Below are 23,262 nucleotides of genomic sequence, written 5' to 3'. Positions count from 1 at the left end.
GGTTTTTCTCCACAATATGAACACATATTGTCAAGTCTGTCATCACTAAATGTCTTGATTTGTCTCAATTTTCTGATTTCCGTTAAAATTACTGCCAACGTTCTCGCGCTACAAGCAGTTTGGGAGTAAGGAAGCCTCATCTTCGGATTTGCCAAATCTTCCAAATACAAGACCAACTTTAAATTAAGCCAAATCCCCAAATTGCTTGTAGCGTGTGTTGTAGGCAGTGCTTATTTTTGGTCTTCGTTTTCGTCTGCTTTTATATAATACTTTTCTATTAATAACTGTTTATCTTGTATGTCCAATTCTTTAAAACGTTCTCTTACAATTGCTGTGCTTTCTCTTAATTCGGAAGATATAATTTTATCTTCTTCTTCATTTGCTTTTGAAGCATTTAATAATTTGACTTCATTACCTTTTACAATATGGTCAGTAATTATTCTGCTTATTTCATCTGCTTTCTTTTCTGCACCAGCCTTTTCAATATTTTTATCTAATAATAATTTATCCTTATGTTGTTCTAAAATTTTTAGCTTGATAGAGTCTTTAATGTTATCCAACATCAATATTTCTCTATCTTTTTCAGATTTTATAAGTTTAAGATTACCAGCATATGATTCAATTATTTCTCTTGCTGTTTTTGATTTGTATAATAAATATGCACCATAAACTTTTAAGCCAAGTTTTATTAATTCGGTTAAGTCTAAAGCAATATCAAAATCAATATTGAAAATAACATCAATTGAACCATTTTGAATTTCAACTAATGAGATTTCTTCTGGCGATTCTGATTTTAAAAGAGTATGATAAATTAGTAATGTTCTATTCCATCTATTTAAAACCTTTGAAAATTCTTTTAAATTTCCAGTTGATTGTAAGTCTTTAAAAACTAAAGAAACTAGAGCTTGTTCGCCTATTATAGAATCTTCATTACTTTTAATATACTTTTTAAATATTGTTTCAATAGTTTTTATTTCCTCTTCGTTTGAAATTATCAACTGATTAATACGCTCCAATAAATTATAGAATTTCTGAAAATAATCTTCAGGAAGTATTTCAGGATCTTCATTTATTTGTTCTATTTCATCTAAAACTGCGATAGTAGTGAACGGTTTTGTGTCTTTCAAAATAATTTGCAATTCAGAATCTATTGAATTATTTTCAATCTGAAAGAAATAATTTTTCAAGTTTTCTGAAAGACCTTTCATAAATACAAGATTCCTATTTTGAGGTTGTGCGATTGCGTTTATATAATCTTGTAAATCTCTTTTAAGACCAGATTCAATTACGAATTCTTTAAAGAGATTGATTTTATTTAAAAGGCTTTCTATATTCATAAGTTTATTGATTTTTATGTAATTTGTTTTCTGCGAATTTTTGGTTGCATTGCCTACAACGTTCTCGCGCTACAAGCAGTTTGGGATTAAATTATCGTTATCTTTCGGATTTGCCAAATCTTCCAAATACAAACCAATTTTTCCATTAAGCCAAATGCCCAAATTGCTTGTAGCGTGTGTTGTGCGTTCGTTGTTTTATTTAACTGGAAATTTTGACTTCGTTTGATTCGATATCTCCATATTTATTCGTGTTGATTATGAAACTAACATAATTGATATTTCTGTTTTTAATTTCATTTAAAAGTATTTCATCTTCTAATGTATATTTTCCACAATGATTATGTTTAAAATTCATTTTTTCATTTTGAACATAAAATCTGCCTTTTTTTCCATAGATGCGTTCTCCTAATGTTGGATTTTGAGGAACATTACCTTTAATGTTTTCAGGTATTTTGAAATAAATATAATTAATAGACATTTCTTCACTATTTGTACAATTGATTTCGTAATTAAATGCAATTTTTTCGGCTATATCTTCAACTCCTCCAGACACTTGTGTCAAATCTATTTTTAAAATAACTTTAAACTCTTGAGTTAAATAATTTCTCCAGTTAAAACGATGAGTAAATAAAAAACCAATTGTTGAAATAAAAATACCAGAAATAATACCCAAAATTATTTTTAGAGTTTCCCAATTTTCATTATTATGAGTGTTTTCAATCATTTAATTAGTTTTTAATTTTCAATATTTTTATTGCCCATTTAACCGAACTGAAAATAATTCTTGCAGGATATAATAACACAAATAATATAATTGCTAGTAATTTGATGTTATGAAAAATTTCGTTTCTATTTAAAATTTTCAAATATATCTTTTTTACATTATCGGTTTTTAATTTTTCATTTATTTTTAGTTTTTTTAATTTTATTTGTTCTCTCAAAGTATTCTTACTTGCAAACAGTTTTAGAAAATCATCTTTCATAGTCAAAATATCTTCTTGACTATATCCAGCTTCTGACATTTCCAAAGCATTTTCATTTAATTTTTTTAATTTATCTGGTTGTAGCAAAGGTTTTGTTTCAAACTCTTTAATTTGACTTTGTAATTCAGTAATTTCCTTTTTGTAATTAATGACCTTGTTTTGAAAATAATTATTTTGAATTTCAAGAAAAGCCCAAAATATCAACAATATAACAACTCCAGCAAAAAAATATAATACTTCTTTGGCAATACTTTTTTTTGTTCTTAAGTTCATATTCTGTTTGTTTTCGTTTTTTACAATGACGCACAACTAATTTATATGCGAATAAATTTAGCCTGTTTTATACTATATTGGCATGTTATGCGCATGTTTTTTTGCGTTTTATTGCATTACAAAAATAAAATTATTTCTTACATATCGAAGGGATTGATGATTTTTTGTAATGAATTGCTTGATACATGTGTGTAAATCATAGTTGTTTTTGGACTGCTATGTCCTAATAAATCCTGAATATATCGTAAATCAGTTCCTGATTCTAACAGGTGAGTTGCAAAACTATGCCGTAAGGTATGCAAACTAATCCGTTTTGTAATTCCCGATTTTCGGGCTGCTATTTGTAAAATGGCTTGTGCGCTTCGGCTGCTATATTTTTCTTTAAACTGACCTTCAAACAAATACAACTGAGGTTTGTATACACTGTAATATTCTCGTAACAAAAGAAGAATTTTATTGGATAATAATGTATAACGGTCTTTTTTCCCTTTCGCATTTTTGATGTGTATTAGCATGCGCTGACTATCAATGTCAGTAAGTTTCATATTGATGGCTTCATTGATTCTAAGTCCGGCAGAATAAATTAATGCCAATAATGTTTTGTGTTTTAGGTTGGTGGTAGAATCGATAATTCGCAATACCTCTTCTTTACTCAAAATGTTGGGTAAAGTTTTTGCATTTTTAGGACGAAAAATTTCTTGAGGGATTATTTTTCGGGATTCAATAATTTTAAAAAATAATTTTAGAGCGTTGATGATTTGATTTTGATAGGAAGCCGAAAGGTTATTTTTTAAAATGTAATCGTTATTATATAGTATGATATGATCATTTGTGATTTCGGAAATGAGAAGTTCCCGATGAAAAACCAAAAAGGACTTTAAGGCCTCAGTATATGTTTTTACAGTATTGTGACTATAACGTCTGGAAGTAAGCCAATTACTAAATTTTTGGATGGCTAAAATCCCTTCCTCTGATGGAAATGATAAATAGGCAGCGGGTATTTTAAAATGAATTCGGTTCTGTTCATTGTCCGGTAAATGCCAGACTTTTAAGGTTTGGCTCCATTTTGCGCCTTCGAATTGTTTGATGCGCGCAATCAATTTTGCTTTTTTTTCAAAGTAAATTGCTATTCGGAGTTCTTTTTTATGGATGATTAATTTGGATGACCAATTCATTTTTTTTAAATTAAAATACGAGGTAAATATAAGAATATTCTGCTTTATTTTAATTTGGATTGATGTTTATAAATTTAATTTTGAAAACCTTTTTGTATTGAAAAGTGAAGCTTATTATGAAACCAACTGCCACATGAGGGATAGCAGCGGTATCTTTTTGTGAAGAGAAACGGAACAAAAAATTTAGCGAATAGCCCGACCCGCTTTTTCTGCGGGGCATGCTATAAAAAATCCGATCTGCTTATCGCAAATCGGATTTTGAAATAGTGTTTGTTAGTTTTCGCTTACAGTTGTATTTTGCTTTAAATATAAAAACACCGTTACTACGTTAATGACCGCCAGAATCCATAATAAAGGATTGCTGAAAAAGGTCTGATAACTACTTCCTTTTGGAATTTCGATAAGCGAAACCGTTACTAAAACGTTCAGAACCAATGCGGATCCGTTGATGATGATTCCCACGAGAAGCCCAGATTTTTTTGCTGCTTTTTTATAATACAACCACTCGGCAAACCAGGCATAAAACATAATGGTAAAAGCGGCAATGAAGGCCTGAGCTGTCGTCGATTTTTTAAAAAAGGGAATGTATTCCAGAACATAAAAAGTAATCACAACACAAAGCCATGCAATAACGCCCGCCAGGAAAGCTCTTGGATAATTCATGGTGTTTCTGCAAGTTTAGGAGCATCCCAGACTCCTGTTTGCGCCGTTTCTTTTACGTAGTCGGTAAAATCTTTGGCTTTTCGGCCTAAGACTTTTTCAATATCGTGCGTGAGGCTGGAATTTCGGCCATCTAACACTTCAGTGAAAAGATAGTTTACCAGCCAAAGTTCATCTTCGGGAATCTGATATTCACGCAACATACCGATGTATTCGTCTACAGAAAGTGACTGAAACTGAATCTCTCTGCCTGTAATCTGGGCTATTTTGGCAACGGCTTGTTCAAAACTGAGTAACCTCGGACCGGTAAGTTCGTATGTTTTTCCGTTGTGTTTTTCGTTTAAAAGTGCTTCTGTTACCACAGCTGCAATATCATCGGCATCGGTAAATGGTTCTGGTGTTTTAGCACGTGCAATGGCTACGTAACCAGCCAGAATAGGTTCTAAAAAGATACTTTCGCTAAAATTCTGACTGAACCAGCTGGCTCTTACAATCGTCCAGTTTTTTGCAGTCGATTTTACAATTTCTTCGCAAACCTGTGCTTCTTTTTCACCTCTTCCGGAAAGGAGTACGATTTTCTGAACGCCGTTTTGTGTGGCCAAAGTAGTGAATTTCTGAATGGTTTCCGGTGCTGACGGAATAGCCAGATCAGGCTGAAAAGTGATATAAACCGTATCAATCCCTTCGATTACCCCAAGCCAGGTTTCGGGATTTTCCCAGTGAAAAGGAGGGAAGCCATTTCTGGAACCTACATAAACCTCGGCGTCGCTTATTTCTTTTAGCAGTTTCGTTACTCTGCGCCCGGTTTTTCCGTTTCCGCCAAGCACTAAAATTTTCTGATTTTCCATTTTTATATGATTTTAGATTAATGATACTGCAAAGTTGCACAGCTCATAACCAAATCATTTGTCGGAAAAGAATTAAGATTTGTTTGAAAGGAATTGTTTTTTTACTTCGTTGGGTCTTGAATTAAACTTTTTCTGAAAAGCATTCGAAAACGAACTCAGGCTTTCGTATCCGACTTCCCAGGCGGCTTCCTGAACGGTTTTTTCGGTTTGTGAAAGCAGTTCATATGCTTTGTTCAGCCGCTCTTCGTGAATGTATTTGTAAATCGGAATCCCAAATAACTCCTTGAAGTTCTTTTTTAATTTGGTACTGTTAAGTCCGATGAGCCTTGACAATTCTGAAATAGTAGGCGGTTTCGAATATTGCGTGCTCACGATGTCTTTTGCCTGAAAAAGTTTCTCTTTGTCCTTGTCGGTCAGTTCCACTTTTTTAGCATCAGACAAAAGGGCAAAGTAATGCAACAGTAATTCGTTGACCTGACTTTTTAAAAATAACAGTCTTGTATTGCCGGAGTAGGAGGTATTGAAAATCTTCTGAACGGCCAGCTGCATGTCGAGAGTCATAAAAAAAGTGGGGCCTTTTACAAAATGCTCTTTTGGATTTAATAACTCAGGCAGGTGTTTTTCGAAAATTTCTTTTTCGACCTGTGGCAATGTATGCAGCTTTTTAAGTTTCGTAAAAATACTGATGCATTGTAAGGGTTTGTCGGGTGCAATTTTATGGGCAAATGCTACTTTTTGATTGCCAAAAAATGAAATCGCCAAGCCGGTAGTATTGGTTAAATATTTGGTCTGATTGTTATGTTTGATTTCTAACTCGACATTGCCGGAACCATAAAAAGCAAAACCAACCGCATCACCGTCGATCTCACATTTCTGTACAAAGGTTTTCTCTGCATTAGAATGCTCGATCAGGACGATAAAATTATTTAATTCTATGATGTCGGTGGTCATCTAGCAGTGCGATTTTGTATTGGTAAAATTGTTTTAAATCAAATAATTTTTACTTCTGGTGAATTTCATTAAATTTTACTTCCATTACTTTTGATTTATTATATTGATTATTTTTATCTACTTCAAATAATATTTGTTTATCAGCAATAATGAATTTATCAGTGTTCATATATTCTTTCAAATCCTCATTTATAAATTCATTGGAGTTTTTTTCGATTATTATTGTATCTCCCGAAATATGATATTTTTCATTTAAAATTATTCCTGTTTTACTATTCCCAACATTAATTTCAATATTTGCTTTGTCTAATAAATCTATTTTACAATAGTCTGTTCCATTTCGGTACTCAGCAGATAGTATTTTATTATTTTCCCTTTTCAAGTTTTCTTTAACAGTTTTTGGATCTTTGTGTCCAACAAAATCAATATTTATAAAAAATATATAAAAAGCACCAAAAAATAACAAGAAAATGCCAATTACGGTAATCCCAACTATAGCTGCTCTCTTCATAAATTGATTTCTATTTGTTTGCTATATTTATTCTGGCCTGTAATTGATTTAGATACTCTCAATCACACTGTCCAATAATCTTCTCGATTTTGGCATCACTTCGATTCGGTTAAAATCATCGTCAGCGCCATAACCAACCGCCATAGCAAACAACGGTTTAAAATCAGACATGTTAAGAATTTCTTTGTATTTGTCAGATTCGATACCTTCCATAGCAGTAGAATCAAGACCTAAAGCAATACTGGCAGTCAAACCAACTCCCAGAGCTATGTATACTTGTTGGGACAGCCATATTTTTAAATCCGCTTCAGGCTTACTTGCTTTCATTTGGTTGTACCAGTTTCTGCGTGCTTCCGTGAACTGAGTATTTACTATTTGCTGAAAAGCATCAAGATCATCTGCAACACTAAAAACAACTACCAGCTGCGCCTGATTTACTTTTTCCTGATTGTGCATCGAAACCGCTGCTAATTGTGCCTTAACTCCCGTATTTTGAACAAAGGTAAATTTCCATGGCTGTACATTTATAGAAGAAGGGCTTAGGTATAAAATCTCTTTCAAAGCTTCGATTTTTTCCTGCGGAATTACTTTGTCAGCGTTGTACTTCTTAGCAGAGTATCTTTTTTTCATTAATTCCAAAATATTCATAATGCTGTATTTTAACGTTTTTAGTTCTATAGACTGCAAAGTTAAGCTGATAAGCTGAATATTTCGGCAATTGTAAGCGCAGTTTTGTAACGGAGTACATTTTATTGTTGTTTTTTAAAACAGCATTATTCGCCGGCACTTAGTTTTCTTTCGTTTTCGGTCTGGGGTTTTCCGCTCGCATTCGGTTCGCCTTTGCCTGTCGTTATCAGTTTTTTTAAGCTATTCTGAATGTAATTGGTCCACGAATCCCTGCAGATATCAAAACATTCGTAGTCGGGAACCAGACCAACGTGTGTAAACCTAAGCTCTGTTTTTGCGTTTTTCTCCGTTATTTCAAAAGTGGGTTTTGTGCCAGTCCATTCGGTTTCATCTTCTGTAAACTTAAAATAGTTTTCTTCCACCAGCCAGACGATTTTCCGGTTCGGAATGACCTCAGTCAATTTAACTTTACAACGGTGAATATCTTCATAATGATAATTGAATTCATCATTGAGTTTTGCCGAATCGCCTTCAATTTCTTCTGACCACCAGCCACGAACGTTTGTTACGGCATTAAAAACGGCTGAAGGAGACTGGTCAACCTGTATTACTGTACTAAAATCTGATACACTCATTTTATGTTTTTTAAAAAGTTATGAAACAAATTTAAAGCTTAAATATCAATAGGTTAGGGGTGTAAAAAGACAATTTTAGTATCAATCCGGACAATTTATATGATGAAATTGAGAAGCAGGACTATCCATTTTTATCAGAACCCTTTGTCCTGCTCTGCGCTATATCTCTGCCTGTAAACCCTGCAGCCAGAGGATACCGCTTCGATCAGGGCTAGAGTAGAGGTTTCGTTTTTATAAGAATTTAAAAATGAGAAAAAGTATCATTTTATACGTTCATATTCAGATGTAGAGCAATCAACACACTCTTGTCTTAAATAGAGTTTTTTGCCAATAATTTCAAAAGACTGATCAAGGAAAGCCTCAGCAGTATCTGAATTCCCTTTATCGATTACAATTACTTTTCGCTTGCCGCCAAAAATTGATGGTTTGCTCTGAATTGAAAATTTTTGGGTTTTAGACAGATTGTCATTTATATAAGTTTTTAAAGAAGTACCTGAGAATTCAATAATCATTGTTTGATTTAGCTTTTCAGGAGTTAATGATCCGCCACCAAAACCTCCGGAGGTAAGAATCCAGTTCCATCGGCCGTTTAAATTATTTTTAGACGATACATCTTTATCATCATTACTGCAGGAAATAAGGACTGCGAAAATCAATAGTAAAGTAAACTTTTTCATGGGTTAAAAATTTAGGATAGTTTACTTAAGAGATACAGGTTTTGTTAAAGGGTTGCTTAGTAGTTGATTAAAAAGACTGTCATTAAAATAATCCATGTCAAAATCGGGATCTCTCCAAATTTCAAATCGTTTTGCAGAGGCCTTAAGCTTTTCTTTGTCAAAAGTATTTTCATTCCAGTCTGTTGTTCTGTAATCGGCTATTTCTGCAGCTTCTGTAATGATGATGGCGGAATAAAAACCAGATGTGAATAGAATAAATGTACCATTATTTTCTGTTTAAATCTGTTATTAACAATGGATTGTTTTCCTTTAATTTATTTACAAGTGCTTCTGCTGTTCCGGGATTCTCTAAAAGGGATTCATATTCTGACTTCGTTATGCCTACTATCTGCAAAAATGAAACTTCTCCGTGAGGTGTTAGTTTTTTAGGGATTTCAGGATCTTCAACAAAAACCAAAGCTGTAATATCAGTGTCAGTCTCCAGCCGTATTGGACCATTGGCAGGCATGAAATGATACTCTTCAAACCATTTTCCACTGCTAAAAACGTACTTTGCAATATTCTGCAAAAGCGCAATTGCCCAGGAGGGATTTCCGTTATCTTTTTCGAAAGGCTTTAATCTAAAGGTGAGTTCAAATCCCCATTTGCTGAATTCGCCTGCTACTTTTTCTTCATCATAATATAATTCTGAAAATCCATAAGTGATAAAGTGAAAATGGTCTGTTTGTTTTTTGCTCTCGTAAACGCTAACTCCATCAAGCGGATTATCTCCTCCAAGCATATAACTGATTGCCGGGGCATAATGTTTCGGTTCCTGACCTGGATAAAGGCGTTCAAACTCTTTGTCTATTTCGAGCCATCCGACAGTATCGTCTTCTGTAAACTGCTTTTTGTAATCTTCTAATGTCATAATGTAGCTGTATCTGTTTAAAAAAGCGAAATTAAATGTTCCCAGTTTAGTTGTCTGGCAAAATCGAGTGCTGTTTTGCCGTTATTGGTTTTTGCATGAATGTCGGCACCTGATTTTAGCAAAACTTCAACAGAAGTGCGGTTTCCGGCAATTGTTTCCCGATGTAAAAAGGTGTAGCCCAATTCATCTTTTGAAGTAAGCTCCATAGGATTGTTTTTGATGAAATCTTCCAGACTTTCTTTCATATTGATGCTCATAGGATGTTCAGTTATATTTTGAGGGTTTTCCTTTTGTTCATATACAACCAGAATATTATTAAAATCTCCAAAATCCATACCCCAGGCATCGTCATGTTCTTCTCGTTCTTTTTGAGTCATTTCGGAACGCATCGCCTGAATGGTAAATCCTCCATATGTTTTGCCTTGCGTTGCAAATAACCAGTCGCTTATCTGATTAAACGGAATTTCTACTTCATCGCCATTATTTACATTTGTTAATTCGTTAGGGTCATTAACCAAAATTCCATATATTTTTTCGCCATCAAAGTTGATGTCATTGATCCACATGTGCTCAACGATTGTTTCATTCTCAATTTCCTGTGTAAAAGCCAGTTTTACACAGGCAACATCGAGTCCGGGAATGATACGACGGTATTCCCAGGATAATTCTCTCCAGAAATACTTAAAGGTTTCCTGCGCTCTTTTAAAGGCATCAATCATTTTCGGGCTTTCGCCGTCTGCGAAAAATATAGGGGTGTTTTCCATTTTGTCATTTTTAATGTAATATAAATTTATTTTTATTACAGCAAAAAAGCAATTTTGAAGGCACTTAATTAGAGAATAAGTTTAAATTTTGACAATGTTTTAGTAAAGGTTGACTTAAATTCAGGTTTGCTCGTTTTTCTTACTCAATTTACTACTAACACTTTTTAGTTTTTAAGTACACTAATAAAAAGTATAGAGTGGATTAGGTAAAATTTTCGATTTCGATTTTTAACTTTTCCAGCCAGGATTTCCAAATTCTGGATGACAAAAATAGTAGTTGGATTAGTACAATAATACCAAATAACAGTATCCATTTTTTTTCTCCTCTAAAATTGATTGCAAACCCAAAAAAGAGTAACAGACTAGCAGTGTATATTATTGTAATGCTCAAAGAAATTTTTGAAATAGTCTTTACTTTTTTATAATAAGTGTAAATTGATTCCTTTAAGTTTTCTCCCTGAATTGGTTTTTGAATTACCTGTAAACTCAATAAACCGTTGATAATATATGCAATGGCACTAAAAATAAGAAGAATATTAGCGTAAAGAGGTTTTTTATCACCGTCGAATCCACTGTAATATGTTAGCAAGAAAATGCTAATAGCCAAAGTTTCAATTATAAGTTTTGTTTTTATTTTTTTCAAGACAGGATGATTTTTTATTGAAGTCATTTTTTCTAATTCCATATCATTTTTTGGTAAATAGTTCATTTTACTCCAGTTTGTTTTTAAGCTCTGTAAGTCCATATTATTTTATTTTTAATTTGTTTTTGATTCTGTTCAGTTTGACTCCTACATTATTTTCGGATATCCCAATTATAGTCGCAATTTCTTCATAATTATAATCTTCGAGATAAAGTGTGATAATAGATTTTTCAATACTATTTAATTTACTAAGAAGTTCAAAAATGCGTTCTTCGTTTTCCGAATATGAATTTTCTAGTGTAGGATGGAACTTTTCGGGAATATTTTTATAGTTAGAAATAGAGATTTTATTTTTTCTAAATGTAACTATTGAGGTATTAAAAGCAACCCGGTATATCCAGGTGCTTATTTTTGATTCTCCTTTAAATTTAGGATATGATTTCCATAATTGATAAACTATTTCCTGAAATAAATCTTCACGGTCTTCATGGCTGTTTCTATATAGCCTGCAAATTTTGTGAATTATATTTTGATATTCATTAATGGATTTTATAAAATTTTCTTTCATCAATCAAAGTTTAAAGTTATTTGATTATTCTAATAATTTATTAGTTGTCATGTAGATAAAAAAAATTACACTATTTTAAAAAAATCTATAAACAATGTACTTTTAAGTTTCTAACTTCGGCTTTGCCGATTCTGGCGTCAAACCGAACAAAAATTTAGCGAATAACCTGACTTACTTTTTCTGCTGCGAATGCCCATAAAAAAATCCGATCTGCAATTACAAACCGGATTAATTGATGTACTGGAAATAGTTTAGAATTCTACGTCGTCCGCTATATTGCCGCCTTGTTCTGCGGCGAATTTTGCGGCGTATTCTTTTTGCTTTTCCTGCTGGTAATTTGAAAACTCCATTATCTCTTCTGAGTTCCAGTTTTGATTCTGTTCTGTCATCCACTGCATGGCAACCGACTGGAAATCGGCCAGATTGATTCCGTAGTTATCCAGAATCCATTGCGCTCCGTCGATTCCGTATTCGTAAGCAGCCTGTCTTGCTCCGGCAAGTTCTTCATAGAAATAACGATCAGTTTTGATTTTTTCAAGATTTGCCAGACCTTCTTCTGAAACTTCTGCCTTGACATTTTCTAATTGCGGAACGGTAACATTTTCTGCATAATACTGACCAAATAAGGTTGTAACAGTAAATGAAGTGTCTTCGCCCATACGCTGTGGCCAGATCGTATTTAGTTCTTCCCAGATTACAGACTCGATACCCATTGCTCTGCAAACTTCATTATAATCTACTCCGGCGCTAATCTTTAAACACATCGCAGTATAATCTCTCAATGAAATACCGTGTACAGGTTCAAGAAACGGATTGTTATCATCAACTTTTACAAATCCTGAAGTCTGAATGCCGCTGTATTTTAATGAATTAGCATTTTCAAACCGAATCATTTGGTCAGAATCGCAGTCATTCCATTCTTTGTAGACTTCTCTTCTGTAATTGGTATAAATGCTTTTAATATCACTGTCTCGTAAATTTTCGCCGCTATCACGTTCGTCTTTAATCCAGGCTTCGGCTCTTGTTTCTACTTCATTGTCAAAATCTTCAACATCGTAATGAGTTCCGTGCAAAGTTTCAGGATCGTATTCTGTTTCCTGATATTCGTTTTCATACTCATTTTCATAATTATCATTTGAAGTTTCTGTTTGTGCATTAATTTGATTTTCCTGAGTGTTGTCACCCGTTAGGGATCCAAAAAGTTTTTTAAACATTTTTCTGTTTTTAAGGGTTAATAATTTATTGGTACTATGAGTGATTCTGATACATTCTTTCGTTGTGCTCTTTTAAATCGGGTGTAATTTTATTCCACTCGTCATACATGGCTCTTAAATAAACCTGATATAATTTTGGGGCATTTTGGATTATATTTTGCCTGTCGATTTCCAGCTGATCCATTTTGTTATTGATCTCATTTAGAACTCTACTGTCTGTTTCATGGATCTTACTCAGGCTTAATTCATGACGCTGGTGATACAATTCGCGTTCTTTGTTGTTTTCAGTTTCAAAAGCTTCATACAAATGAACTGTTCTTTGTTCTGCAAGACCCCGTGCAATATTTTGTAACATTCTGGCCTGAGTGCTGGGAGCAAAAGTGTTTTGCGATTGACAATAAGGGCATGATATATAAGTTTCTATTAAAAAAATCTTATCAATAGTGATATTTCCTCCACATTGTTTGCAGCTGAATTTATCCTTAATGGTTTCAAATTCATTGAGAATTTTTTGGTACTCAATTTCGAGGTCACGTTCCTGAGTTTTTTCGATTTGATCACTCCAGTGTTCAAATTTTCTTTCAAATTCATTATGTCGGTCGGAGCAGGCTGTTCTAAAATCAGAAAGTAAATCATGATGTTTGCTTAAGACAGAAACCTGAGAATTGAGATCGTAATAAATACGGTTTATTTTTTCTTCGTAAGTATCTCTGGCTTTTTCTCTGATGTTGTTTAATTGGCCTCTAACTCCTGCATATACTCTGCGAAAAGTTCTTTTATAAAGGTCTTCATCTTCTTCTAAAAGCTGTTTCAATTCCGTGATAGCAGCAGTTGTCAGCTCTTCCATTTTGACCTCCAGTTTTTCTAAAAAGGCAAACCATCTTTGCTGTGATTCCTGAAGTTCTGCAGACCATTCAGGAGTGGTTTCTTCTTCTTTTTCTTTATTAAATAGTCCGAACACGTTACTTGTTTTTTAAATTGAATTATCTTCTTTTTTAATATAAAATCCGTCTGTAAGTTTGACTTGTATGAATTCATATCCGCAATAGGCGCAATTTGTCAGCCCGTCATGTTTGGCTCTTCCGGCTCCGCAATTTGGGCAGTCTCTGAGGTTCATTTGGGCATCGGTAATTTCAGTTTCGCCTCCATAATTGGATTGTTTTTGCGCCTTTTCTTTTAGTTTATCCAGAAAGGACATTACTTTTTTCTCTTCCATTATAATTGGCTTAATAATTCCGTTTTCTTGGTTTTAAATTCATCTTCTTCGATTAAACCGGCATCAAACAATGATTTCAGTTTTTGAAGTTTTGAAGTCAAATCGTCCTTTGGTTCTTCTTTTGGAGTTTCTTTGTTTTGTTGCAGCTGGTTTAAAAGAATGCCCATACTTAAGGCATTTTGGGTTGCATCGTGCATTGCGGTTCCTTTTTCACCAATTGCCGTTGCGGTATTGAATTTGGTAAATTTATCCATATCGGTTACCATATTCATGTTCGTTATTTTATCGTAGTGAGCCGTAACTTCTTCTGGTAAGGTTACACTGGTAATGACAAACTGTGCCAATTCAATTCCTAATTGAAGAAAATAAGGTTTTAGATAAGGTTCTATTTTTTGACCTAATTGTGTAATATTTCCGGCAACATCTGTAATGGTGATGTTTTCATTTGCCAGAACTTCTCCAAACTTTGGAGCTACAAAATCCCTTAATTGGTTTTGGAGTTCAAAAATAGTAAGCTGTTCATAAGTACCGGCATATTGACGGAAGAATTTGGCAACATCAATTATCCTGATATCAAAGCTTCCAAAAGCCCTAACCCTGATTTGTCCAAATTGCGGATCATGGAGCAGGATAGGAGCCGGAGTTCCCCATTTGTTGTTGATAAACTGGTGTGTATTAAAAAAGTAAACATCCACTTTAAATGGACTTTCAAATCCGTATTTCCATCCTTTGAGGGTACTCAGGATAGGGATGTTTTCTGTTGAAAGGGTGTGAAGTCCGGGTAAAAATACATCCGCAAGCTGTCCTTCGTTTAACAGCATTACCTGCTGGCTTTCGCGAACCGTTAGTTTTGCTCCGTTTTTTATTTCTTTGTCTTCATCATGGAATTTCCACATTAACAAATTTGGGTTGCTTGTTGTGGCTTCAATTATTTCTATAAAAGGTAATTTCATACGATATTTTTTGCAGGAATAAAAATAAGAATTTTAATACATCACAAAAGCTTTTTCTATGAAATTTTTAATGATTTTTTGTCAATAAACAGGATTACTGCCAGTAAAATAAAGGCATAAAAAATCCGGTTAGTTTTGCACATCGGATTAATTTTACTTGATAAAAGTAGTCTGTCGTCAACTGGTTTAATATCAGTATGATTGAGTTTTATTTTTCTCTGATTAAGTTTTCAGTTTTGAGATATTCTACAATTATTTCATCACAAATTCTATTTAGTTTTACGAGTTCAAGATTATTGTTTGTTTCGTAATTTATATTCGGAGATTTTTCATCTGACGTTAAATTGTATTCATCAAAGTACTTCTTAAATTCTATTGAACCTTTGTAAAACCAAAAATATCTCAACGGTGAATGACTTTGCATTGAGATAAAAGAATATTTTTTCCCGTTTGCTATTGAATCTGTCTTGAGCTTATATCTTTCAACTTCATCAAGCTTTATCTTCTCAAAATTCTCAATATAAAAATCTATTGCTTTTTTATCTTTCAGTTTAATAGGAAGAAATCCTCCACAATTATCAAAAACTTTTAACCAATAATCATTGCTTTCTTTCCAAAAAGCATATATTCGGTAATGATGTTCCGCTTTTTTGCAGTAATCTTTGTCGTTAATATTAGTTATCTTAATTGTACCATATTGAATATGCTTGACTACAAAAAAATCCTCTATGTTTTTCTTTTTTAATTCCTTTTGGAATTTTTTGATATAAGATTCTGTTAGGTCTTTTGAACTTTGCCCAAAAGCTATATTTGAAATGAATAATAAGATGAAGATGTATTTATGCATTTTTTAGAAATATTATCTAAGGTTGGTAATGTAACGGTTTTGGGACTAAATTAAGATCGTTCTTCGGATTTGCCAAATCATCCCAAATACAAAAACCAATTTTCTCTTAAGCCAATTGCCCAAATTCGTTGTAACTGTTAGCGTAGGTTTTTCTCAACTCTCCATTGTCATATAGTCCAATTGTCCGTTTTCGTCAGTCTTTATTACGACTAAATAGTCGGTCAATTCACGTCCAATAGTGTAATCAAATATTGCAAAATTATCTTCATCGTGAGGATAAAGCCCAACTCTTACTAATTTCAATTTTGCCAAAAGCTGCTGTTCAGGCTCTGTTAATATATCGTCAAAGTTTATGAGTGTTGAAATTTCGTCTTTGCTAATTTCTTCAAGATGATGTTCTAAGTAAAACTTTACCGTGTCACCATCTTCGTCATTATGAATATATGTTTTGTTTAGCTTGTCAAATTTATCAATATTACCAATAAATTTTTTTACTTTATCCATTGTTGACGTATCAATGGTTTTGTCTTCAAAATTTAGGTCTATCTGAATTTCGTCTCCATTGAATTCAATGTCAACATCGTAATACTCTTCTAAATTTCCTGTTGATAAATTTCCGAAATGAGGTAACGTATATTCTGTCATTTTATTAATATTTTACTTTTTTAAGGTGTAATTTGTCTAAACTTACTGCCAACGTTTTGATACTACAGCGGGTTTTGTACTAAATTAAGTTTCATTTTTCGGATTTGCTAAATCATCTCAAATACAAAACCATCTTTCCATCAAGCTAATTGCCAAAATCCGTCGTAGCTGTTACCAGTTGGTTTTTCTCTGTACGTGATAAATTTGACAATGTAAAAAGCCCTCCAACCATTAAAATTGCTCCACCGACAAAAGGAAATCCTGCGCCAACTAAGTCAGCCAAGTTTGATGAGAATAAAAATGGAATACAAAAAAGCATTCCAAAAATTCCGGTGATTATTGATGCGAAAGCGCCAAGTTTAGCTACTGATTTTAGACATATAACTGGCTGTTTTTCTATTTTTGATTTATTTAATTTCAAACGCAATTCATTAATATTTGATTTTGAGTAATCTTCTATTTTCCAACTTGAGATTGGAATTGATTTTCTGCCTTTTTTATAATCTTGGTAAAAGGTTGACCACATATCGGGTAGTAGTATTGTTCCAAAACCCAAGATTGCAAAACAAGGAATTGTGTAGTTCCCATTTCCGAGCATAAACGCCTGCATTCTAATTTCATCTTCTTCGGTCATTTTATAATCCAGCAAAACGTGTTTCAAATCATGACTTTCATAATTAGGAACTAAAGTCAATTTATGATCATCCAGGCAGTCGGCTATTTCCTTACCCAGCATTCCATTTTCCAAACCTCTTAATTCGGACACTTTCTGATTGTATAATTCCATATCATTAAAGTGCTCAATTATAGAAACTGAAAAGTCAAATGATATCTTAATTATTCTACGAGCTATTTTTTGAAGTTTGTTCATTTTTAGTTCTGTTTAAGCTTGCTAGTAACTTTCTGTTACTGTAGCGGGTTTGAAACTAAATTAAGCCCATTCTTCGGATTTGCCAAATAATCCCAAATTCAAAACCATTTTTCCATTAAGCCAATTGTCCAAATCAGTTGAAACTGTTATAGATAGTTTTTTATGCTACTTTAGTCTTTATACTGTCACCAATTGCAAGTAGTAGGTTTTTAGTTGAAGCTTTGTAAATACCATTCTGTTTTAAGATAAAAACGATACGAATTAATTGTCCCATTCTTTCTCTGCTCGTATAATAATAGTATTGAGTTTCGTTATCAACTTTGAATGCCTGATAAACATAATTATTATTAGCTTCTCTGTCGTCAATCGGTTCATAACCACCTTCAGTTACAAATTTTTGAAAAAGTTCAAAGGTTTCAGCTTTCAACTTGTCAAGGGTAAAAGGATTTTTTGGGTCTAATGATTTTCCATAATTTGTTATAGAGAAATTGATACTTTTAGTTTTGTTTATAGCCCTAAAACGATCGCTTTTATACTGTGTCCAATCTTCAGGTATATCAATTAGATATACGTTATCAATACCAATGTTTTTAAATTTAGCTTCGTTTTCATTTTGATTTTTACTTTTAAAAATGTCAAATATTCCCATGTCTATTGTTTTCTAGTGTTGTTAAAATTGCCTATAACTCATTTATAATAGTTTCAAAATTACTATTAGGCAGCAGCCGACTTAGCTAGTAGTGATAAGTATTATTCTTATAATTCTTTCAAATATATAAATAATGTTTAGAAATTTCTTAAAAGGACTTTATTCTCTCCATCCTCAAATTAAATTATGAAACCCGATGCCCGCATGAGGGATAGCAGCGATATCCTTTTGTGAAGAGAAACGGAACAAAAGATTTAGCGAATAGCCCGACCCGCTTTTTCTGCGGGTCATGCCCATAAAAAAATCCGATCTGTTTGTACAAATCGGATTTGAAATTGAAAATTATATATAGCTTAAGTATGTATTACAAGTGAATTACTTCGCCATAAGCGTCTGCAACAGCTTCCATAACAGCCTCGCTCATAGTTGGGTGAGGGTGGATAGATTTAAGGATTTCATGACCTGTAGTTTCCAGTTTACGGGCTACAACAGCTTCAGCAATCATGTCTGTAACTCCTGCACCAATCATGTGGCATCCTAACCATTCTCCGTATTTAGCATCAAAGATTACTTTTACGAAACCGTCAGCATTTCCGGCAGCTTTTGCTTTCCCGGAAGCTGAGAACGGGAATTTACCAATTTTTAATTCGTATCCTTTTTCTTTAGCCTGTTTTTCTGTTAAACCTACAGAAGCAATTTCTGGAGTTGCATACGTACAACCCGGAACGTTTCCGTAATCGATTGGGTCTACGTGTAAACCTTTGATTTTCTCCACACAGTTGATTCCTTCTGCAGAAGCTACGTGAGCCAAAGCCTGTCCCGGAGTAACATCTCCAATTGCATAGTAACCCGGAATGTTGGTTGCGTTGTAAGCGTTTACTAAGATTTTATCACGGTCTACAGCAATACCCACTTCTTCTAAACCGATATTTTCGATGTTTGTTTTGATTCCAACCGCAGAAAGTACGATGTCAGCTTCCAAAATTTCTTCTCCTTTTGCTGTTTTTACAGTAGCTTTTACACCAGATCCTGAAGTATCTAATTTTTCAACAGATGAGTTAGTCATTACTTTGATACCTGCTTTTTTCAAAGATTTTTCAAATTGTTTTGAGATATCTTCGTCTTCTACCGGTACAACGTTTGGCATAAATTCTACAATTGTAACATCAGTTCCCATTGAGTTGTAAAAGTGTGCAAACTCAACTCCAATTGCTCCAGAACCTACAATAATCATAGATTTTGGCTGTGTTGGCAATGTCATCGCCTGACGGTAACCAATTACTTTTACACCATCCTGAGGTAAGTTTGGCAACTCACGAGAGCGGGCTCCTGTAGCAATGATGATATGGTCAGCGCTGTATTCTGTAACTTTATTCTCTTTATCCGTAACGTCCAGTTTTTTTCCCGGTTTAAGTTTTCCGAAACCTTCAATAACGTCGATTTTGTTTTTTTTCATCAGGAAAGTAACCCCTTTGCTCATTCCTTCAGCAACACCACGGCTGCGTTGTACTACAGCAGAGAAATCTTTATCAAACTCAGAAACTGTTAATCCGTAATCAGAAGCATGTTTAAGATAATCAAAAACCTGAGCCGATTTTAATAATGCTTTTGTTGGGATACATCCCCAGTTTAAGCATACACCACCTAAGTTTTCTTTTTCAACTACAGCTACTTTAAAGCCTAATTGTGAGGCTCTGATAGCTGTAACATATCCGCCGGGACCACTTCCTAAAACAATAACGTCGTATTTCATTTTTTGCTTATTTATTTGTTATTTGAAAAAAAATGCAGTCGGCAAAAGCCTCGTGTCATTTTAAATTTTTTTAATTTGTTTTTAATGCTAAAATGCAGTCGCTAACGCTCGTGTCATTTTTTTTGTTTTTTAGTTTTAATATTGAAATTGAGGCTTATTTTCCGAAACTCTTTTCCAATTATTCACGATTATTTTGTGTTTGCGAATTTAAGGATTTATTTTAAAAAATAGTTCAAAAATTTATTTTTACCACTTAAGGTTTTGGTCTTTTCACAGAAATCTAATGAATTGTTAATTGTAAATTGTGAATTATGAACTGTATATTGAAATTTTGAAGATAAATCTGAAAAATGAAGTGTTTCCCAAAAAAAAAAGTCCAGGAACTTTGATAGTTCTTAGACTTTGCTCAGCGTAAAATTATTAATAATTGACCATTAACAATTCACCATTAAATTTTGACATGTCCCCAGTTTTCACCGCTGGCAATGCGTCTGATCTGCATTTCGCTTACACCAAATTGTTTGGCAATCATCTTAAGGCGTGTTTTTTGTTCAGGGCGGGCTAATATTTTTTTGATAAGCATTACTTTTGTAGTGGTTAACTTTCTACCGTCTGATTTTATATTGTGTTCGATCAGGTTCTTTTTTGCCTGAATGACATGCGGACTTTTACGGCTGTGTGCAATCATTTCTTCTCTTGTAGCCCAGCGAAGATTGTTAACATCGTCATTGTTTCGGATATAATCTAAATGAAGTACGTAAGTTTGCTCTTCGGATTGTTTCGGAATAAAATACTGGGCAACTAATTTGTAGAGAAAAAGGTATTTATTGACAATTTTATCATCTTGTCTGACTTTAAACCTAAAGGTAGGATATCCGTCACTCAGACCTCCTTTTAGCAGGCGTCCGTTTTGTATATCATCTGTAAAACTTATCAGTCTTCCTTTGTTTGAAATGGCATATCTAAATTGTAGGGATTCATTAATTTCTATTTCTTTAAATTCCTCATTTGGATAAAATCTAATCTGTTGCATGTTTCTTTTTCATTTGAAATTCTAATATCTCAAAGATACAATTTCAAAGAAAATAATACTATCTGCTTGATTATGAAGTGTGAATTTTATGATTATTATAACGCTATTTTAACTTTTGAAACATTTTTCATCACTTTAGATTCGTTGAAAGGCTCAAATTAACATTAATTCACCTCTTTAAAATTTTTTACTCAGACCTTTTTAGGTTAAAAAGGTTCTCAAGCTATTGGTCGAGCCAGTTTTTAAAATTATTTATCTCTTTTTTGCTAAGTATAATGGGATCATTTTCGACTGCCGGAACAGTAAGAATCAATTCGATTTTTTGAGTGGAGTGTTTTACGACCTCTTTTATACTATTTCGGTTTACAATGTATTTTCGGTTAATCTTGAAAAAAATAAACGGATCCAGATTATTTATAATATCGGTTAGTGTATTATTGTACAAATAGCTGCTTCCTGATTTGAGATAGATGAACAAATGTTTTCCGGATGCGGCAAAATAAGTGATTTCGGCTTCGTTTACTGATATTAGTTTATAGCCATAATTGACTAAAAAATGACGTTGTATTTTATTTGTTTCCGGATTTTCAAGCGCAACAAGTGATTGTAAAGTGTTGTCTGAATTAAAGCTATCCTTGATTTTTTTAAATTTGATTAAAGCTTCTAATAATTCTTGTTCTTCAAAAGGCTTTAAAAGATAATCAATCGTAAAATGTTTAAAAACTGATATAGCATAAGAATCATAAGCCGTAATGAATATGACAGGGCAGGAGACGTTTGCTTTTTCGAAAATTTCAAGACTTTTTCCGTCGCCAAGGTGAATGTCCATAAAAGCAAGGTCGACATTGTTTTGGGTAAAAAAGGCAACAGCTTCTTTTACAGATTTTAAAAGCGTAATTTCGGTAATCTGTAAAATATCCTGTTGTTCTAAAATAGATTTCAGATAACTCGAAGCAAGGTATTCGTCTTCAATAATGGCAATTTTCATTTTTCCTTTCAACTATAATAAAAAGTTTCATTTTTAGGAATGAATCTCTAATTTGATTTTGCAAATATAACGGACTCAGATTTTTTTACAATATGTTTTTTTAGGAGTTTAAAGAATTCTTAATTATTTAAATTTTGTTCAGTTTTAAAAATAAAAAAGACCCAGTTGAAAAACTGGGCCCTTTTACAAAAACAATAGGTATTATAGATTGGGATTGTTTAATCTCGCGTTTGCTGGGTAAGCAATGGTATATCGCGGATCGTTTTGGATTAATGTGAAATTTTCTCCATTGAAAGTGTGAACGATTTGTTTTTGGGAGGTTCTTCTCAAGTCAAACCAACGCTGTCCTTCAACAGCAAATTCACGTTGTCTTTCAGCATAGATGAAGTTTGTTAAATCTGCTGCATTCATAGCATTAACATCACTTTCAAGCTGTGTGTAAGCAGTAGCAGTATATCTGTTTTTGATAAAACTTAAAACTGTTGTTTTTGCATCAGCAATGTTGTTTAGTTTTAACGAAGCTTCAGCTTTTGTTACATACAATTCAGAAGTTCTGAATGAACATTTTTGTTCATCATTTCCTGCTTTTTGGATTCTGAAACGACTTCCGCTTGCTAAAAAGTAAAGAGGAAAACGTAAATCAGTTGTTTTATCATAAGCTGCAATTAATTCTGGCGAAGCATATGAAGCTCCTTTTAGTCCATTTATATAAGTAAGTTCAAGAGCTAAAATTGATTCTTTGGAGTCATATTTAGTTGCAAAAACAGGAGTCGCTTTTAAATCAACTAAGTTGCTGTTGATAGCTAAAGCATTATTTGCAGCATCTAAAGATTTTTGCCATTTTTGTTGGTATAAGTAAATACGGCTTTCTAAACTGTATAATGCCACTTTAGAGAAACGGTAGTTTTTACCTGTTACTTGAGAATCTACATTAATAAAACCTTTAGCTTTTTCAGTATCAGAAATAACCTGGTTGTAAATTACTTCAACACTTTGAGGAACGTAGGCTTGTTCTAAGTCTATTTCTAAAGCCAATGGAACTCCTTTGTCTGAACCGGCTGTTGCAACATTATAAGGTTTCCCGAAAAGGTTAACCAAATCAAAGTAAGCCATAGCTCTTAAAGCGTAAGCTTCTCCAATTAATTGATTTTTTTCCGGAGATTCAGCTAGTTTTTTAGACGCTTCGTTAATGATAACGTTTGTGTAAAAAATCACAGTATACAAATCCTGATATGGGAACGTAATTGTTATACGATCCGGATTAGTATCTTTCCAGGTATAAATATCTTTATAAACGTTGATCTCATCATTGAACTCATTCATTGTTAATTCGTCTGTACGAACTGCTGTCAATGATTTATGCTCTGGATAAACAGTATATCCTTGTGTTAAAACTGCACGAAATTGATCTAACGTTTCCGGAATAACTCGTCCAACCGGAGTAATGTCCAGATAATCATCACAGCTGCTTACTGCAATGGCTGCAACGAAAAGTACTATATATTTTGAGAATTTTTTCATCTTTAATGGT

Annotated in this window: 27 protein-coding genes; all 27 read right to left on the bottom strand. The window is 33.2% G+C overall.

Annotated elements, in window-relative coordinates:
• Positions 1-230: 230 nt before the first annotated feature.
• On the bottom strand, positions 231-1,337 hold the full coding sequence (locus tag FLACHUCJ7_RS14205) for a hypothetical protein (RefSeq protein ID WP_180909334.1): 1,107 nt from the start codon (positions 1,335-1,337) through the stop codon (positions 231-233).
• A 199-nt stretch (positions 1,338-1,536) separates the two neighbouring features.
• Positions 1,537-2,061 carry a hypothetical protein gene (locus tag FLACHUCJ7_RS14200; RefSeq protein WP_180909333.1) on the bottom strand — a complete coding sequence of 175 codons (525 nt, stop codon included), beginning with the start codon at positions 2,059-2,061 and terminating at the stop codon, positions 1,537-1,539.
• 4 nt (positions 2,062-2,065) lie between these two features.
• Positions 2,066-2,593: a hypothetical protein gene (locus tag FLACHUCJ7_RS14195; protein ID WP_180909332.1), complete on the bottom strand. Its 528-nt coding sequence runs from the start codon at positions 2,591-2,593 to the stop codon at positions 2,066-2,068.
• A gap of 137 nt (positions 2,594-2,730) precedes the next feature.
• The gene (locus tag FLACHUCJ7_RS14190) at positions 2,731-3,768 is read right to left on the bottom strand and encodes a tyrosine-type recombinase/integrase (RefSeq protein ID WP_180909331.1); all 1,038 of its coding nucleotides are present in this window, start codon (positions 3,766-3,768) and stop codon (positions 2,731-2,733) included.
• Between the two features lie 273 nt (positions 3,769-4,041).
• A complete protein-coding gene (locus FLACHUCJ7_RS14185) occupies positions 4,042-4,431 on the bottom strand; it encodes a DUF5367 family protein (protein ID WP_180909330.1) in 390 nt (129 codons plus the stop codon).
• Positions 4,428-5,276, bottom strand: coding sequence for a Rossmann-fold NAD(P)-binding domain-containing protein (locus FLACHUCJ7_RS14180; RefSeq protein WP_180909329.1), 849 nt, complete (start codon positions 5,274-5,276; stop codon positions 4,428-4,430). Before FLACHUCJ7_RS14180 ends, FLACHUCJ7_RS14185 begins: the two co-directional genes overlap by 4 nt.
• Before the next feature lie 72 nt (positions 5,277-5,348).
• The gene (locus FLACHUCJ7_RS14175; RefSeq protein WP_180909328.1) at positions 5,349-6,227 is read right to left on the bottom strand and encodes a helix-turn-helix domain-containing protein; all 879 of its coding nucleotides are present in this window, start codon (positions 6,225-6,227) and stop codon (positions 5,349-5,351) included.
• Between the two features lie 49 nt (positions 6,228-6,276).
• Entirely contained in the window at positions 6,277-6,738 is a 462-nt protein-coding gene (locus FLACHUCJ7_RS14170; RefSeq protein ID WP_078226595.1) for a hypothetical protein, read from the bottom strand.
• Positions 6,739-6,786: 48 nt separating this feature from the next.
• Positions 6,787-7,386 (bottom strand): nitroreductase family protein, encoded by a 600-nt coding sequence (locus tag FLACHUCJ7_RS14165; RefSeq protein ID WP_180909327.1) that lies wholly within the window; start codon positions 7,384-7,386, stop codon positions 6,787-6,789.
• A 125-nt stretch (positions 7,387-7,511) separates the two neighbouring features.
• Complete coding sequence (locus tag FLACHUCJ7_RS14160) at positions 7,512-8,000, bottom strand: SRPBCC family protein (RefSeq protein ID WP_180909326.1); 489 nt, start codon at positions 7,998-8,000, stop codon at positions 7,512-7,514.
• Positions 8,001-8,260: 260 nt separating this feature from the next.
• Complete coding sequence (locus FLACHUCJ7_RS14155) at positions 8,261-8,677, bottom strand: hypothetical protein (protein ID WP_180909325.1); 417 nt, start codon at positions 8,675-8,677, stop codon at positions 8,261-8,263.
• 265 nt (positions 8,678-8,942) lie between these two features.
• Positions 8,943-9,587: a suppressor of fused domain protein gene (locus FLACHUCJ7_RS14150; RefSeq protein WP_180909324.1), complete on the bottom strand. Its 645-nt coding sequence runs from the start codon at positions 9,585-9,587 to the stop codon at positions 8,943-8,945.
• Between the two features lie 17 nt (positions 9,588-9,604).
• Entirely contained in the window at positions 9,605-10,351 is a 747-nt protein-coding gene (locus tag FLACHUCJ7_RS14145) for a YegJ family protein (RefSeq protein WP_180909323.1), read from the bottom strand.
• 202 nt (positions 10,352-10,553) lie between these two features.
• A complete protein-coding gene (locus FLACHUCJ7_RS14140) occupies positions 10,554-11,096 on the bottom strand; it encodes a hypothetical protein (protein ID WP_180909322.1) in 543 nt (180 codons plus the stop codon).
• Between the two features lies 1 nt (position 11,097).
• Positions 11,098-11,562, bottom strand: a complete 465-nt coding sequence (locus FLACHUCJ7_RS14135) for an RNA polymerase sigma factor (protein WP_180909321.1) — start codon at positions 11,560-11,562, stop codon at positions 11,098-11,100.
• A 251-nt stretch (positions 11,563-11,813) separates the two neighbouring features.
• A complete protein-coding gene (locus FLACHUCJ7_RS14130; RefSeq protein WP_180909320.1) occupies positions 11,814-12,776 on the bottom strand; it encodes a DUF6620 family protein in 963 nt (320 codons plus the stop codon).
• Positions 12,777-12,810: 34 nt separating this feature from the next.
• Positions 12,811-13,737 carry a hypothetical protein gene (locus FLACHUCJ7_RS14125; RefSeq protein WP_180909319.1) on the bottom strand — a complete coding sequence of 309 codons (927 nt, stop codon included), beginning with the start codon at positions 13,735-13,737 and terminating at the stop codon, positions 12,811-12,813.
• A gap of 12 nt (positions 13,738-13,749) precedes the next feature.
• Positions 13,750-13,992: a hypothetical protein gene (locus FLACHUCJ7_RS14120; RefSeq protein ID WP_180909318.1), complete on the bottom strand. Its 243-nt coding sequence runs from the start codon at positions 13,990-13,992 to the stop codon at positions 13,750-13,752.
• Complete coding sequence (locus FLACHUCJ7_RS14115; RefSeq protein WP_180909317.1) at positions 13,992-14,945, bottom strand: SPFH domain-containing protein; 954 nt, start codon at positions 14,943-14,945, stop codon at positions 13,992-13,994. The genes FLACHUCJ7_RS14120 and FLACHUCJ7_RS14115 overlap by 1 nt, the downstream gene beginning before the upstream one ends.
• 208 nt (positions 14,946-15,153) lie before the next feature.
• Positions 15,154-15,792, bottom strand: coding sequence for a hypothetical protein (locus FLACHUCJ7_RS14110; RefSeq protein ID WP_180909316.1), 639 nt, complete (start codon positions 15,790-15,792; stop codon positions 15,154-15,156).
• Positions 15,793-15,945: 153 nt separating this feature from the next.
• Positions 15,946-16,437, bottom strand: coding sequence for a DUF2004 domain-containing protein (locus FLACHUCJ7_RS14105; RefSeq protein ID WP_180909315.1), 492 nt, complete (start codon positions 16,435-16,437; stop codon positions 15,946-15,948).
• A 145-nt stretch (positions 16,438-16,582) separates the two neighbouring features.
• Positions 16,583-17,308 (bottom strand): hypothetical protein, encoded by a 726-nt coding sequence (locus tag FLACHUCJ7_RS14100; RefSeq protein WP_180909314.1) that lies wholly within the window; start codon positions 17,306-17,308, stop codon positions 16,583-16,585.
• A 160-nt stretch (positions 17,309-17,468) separates the two neighbouring features.
• Positions 17,469-17,957 (bottom strand): hypothetical protein, encoded by a 489-nt coding sequence (locus tag FLACHUCJ7_RS14095; RefSeq protein WP_180909313.1) that lies wholly within the window; start codon positions 17,955-17,957, stop codon positions 17,469-17,471.
• 364 nt (positions 17,958-18,321) lie between these two features.
• On the bottom strand, positions 18,322-19,710 hold the full coding sequence (gene lpdA, locus FLACHUCJ7_RS14090) for a dihydrolipoyl dehydrogenase (RefSeq protein WP_180909312.1): 1,389 nt from the start codon (positions 19,708-19,710) through the stop codon (positions 18,322-18,324).
• 448 nt (positions 19,711-20,158) lie between these two features.
• Positions 20,159-20,743: an NUMOD4 domain-containing protein gene (locus FLACHUCJ7_RS14085; protein ID WP_180909311.1), complete on the bottom strand. Its 585-nt coding sequence runs from the start codon at positions 20,741-20,743 to the stop codon at positions 20,159-20,161.
• 223 nt (positions 20,744-20,966) lie between these two features.
• On the bottom strand, positions 20,967-21,731 hold the full coding sequence (locus tag FLACHUCJ7_RS14080; protein ID WP_180909310.1) for a LytR/AlgR family response regulator transcription factor: 765 nt from the start codon (positions 21,729-21,731) through the stop codon (positions 20,967-20,969).
• A 201-nt stretch (positions 21,732-21,932) separates the two neighbouring features.
• A complete protein-coding gene (locus tag FLACHUCJ7_RS14075; RefSeq protein WP_180909309.1) occupies positions 21,933-23,252 on the bottom strand; it encodes a RagB/SusD family nutrient uptake outer membrane protein in 1,320 nt (439 codons plus the stop codon).
• Positions 23,253-23,262 lie beyond the last annotated feature (10 nt).

This window comes from Flavobacterium salmonis, assembly GCF_903819435.1.
In the GTDB taxonomy this organism is placed as follows: Bacteria; Bacteroidota; Bacteroidia; order Flavobacteriales; family Flavobacteriaceae; genus Flavobacterium; species Flavobacterium chungangense.
This window is presented reverse-complemented; position numbering and strand designations above follow the sequence as displayed.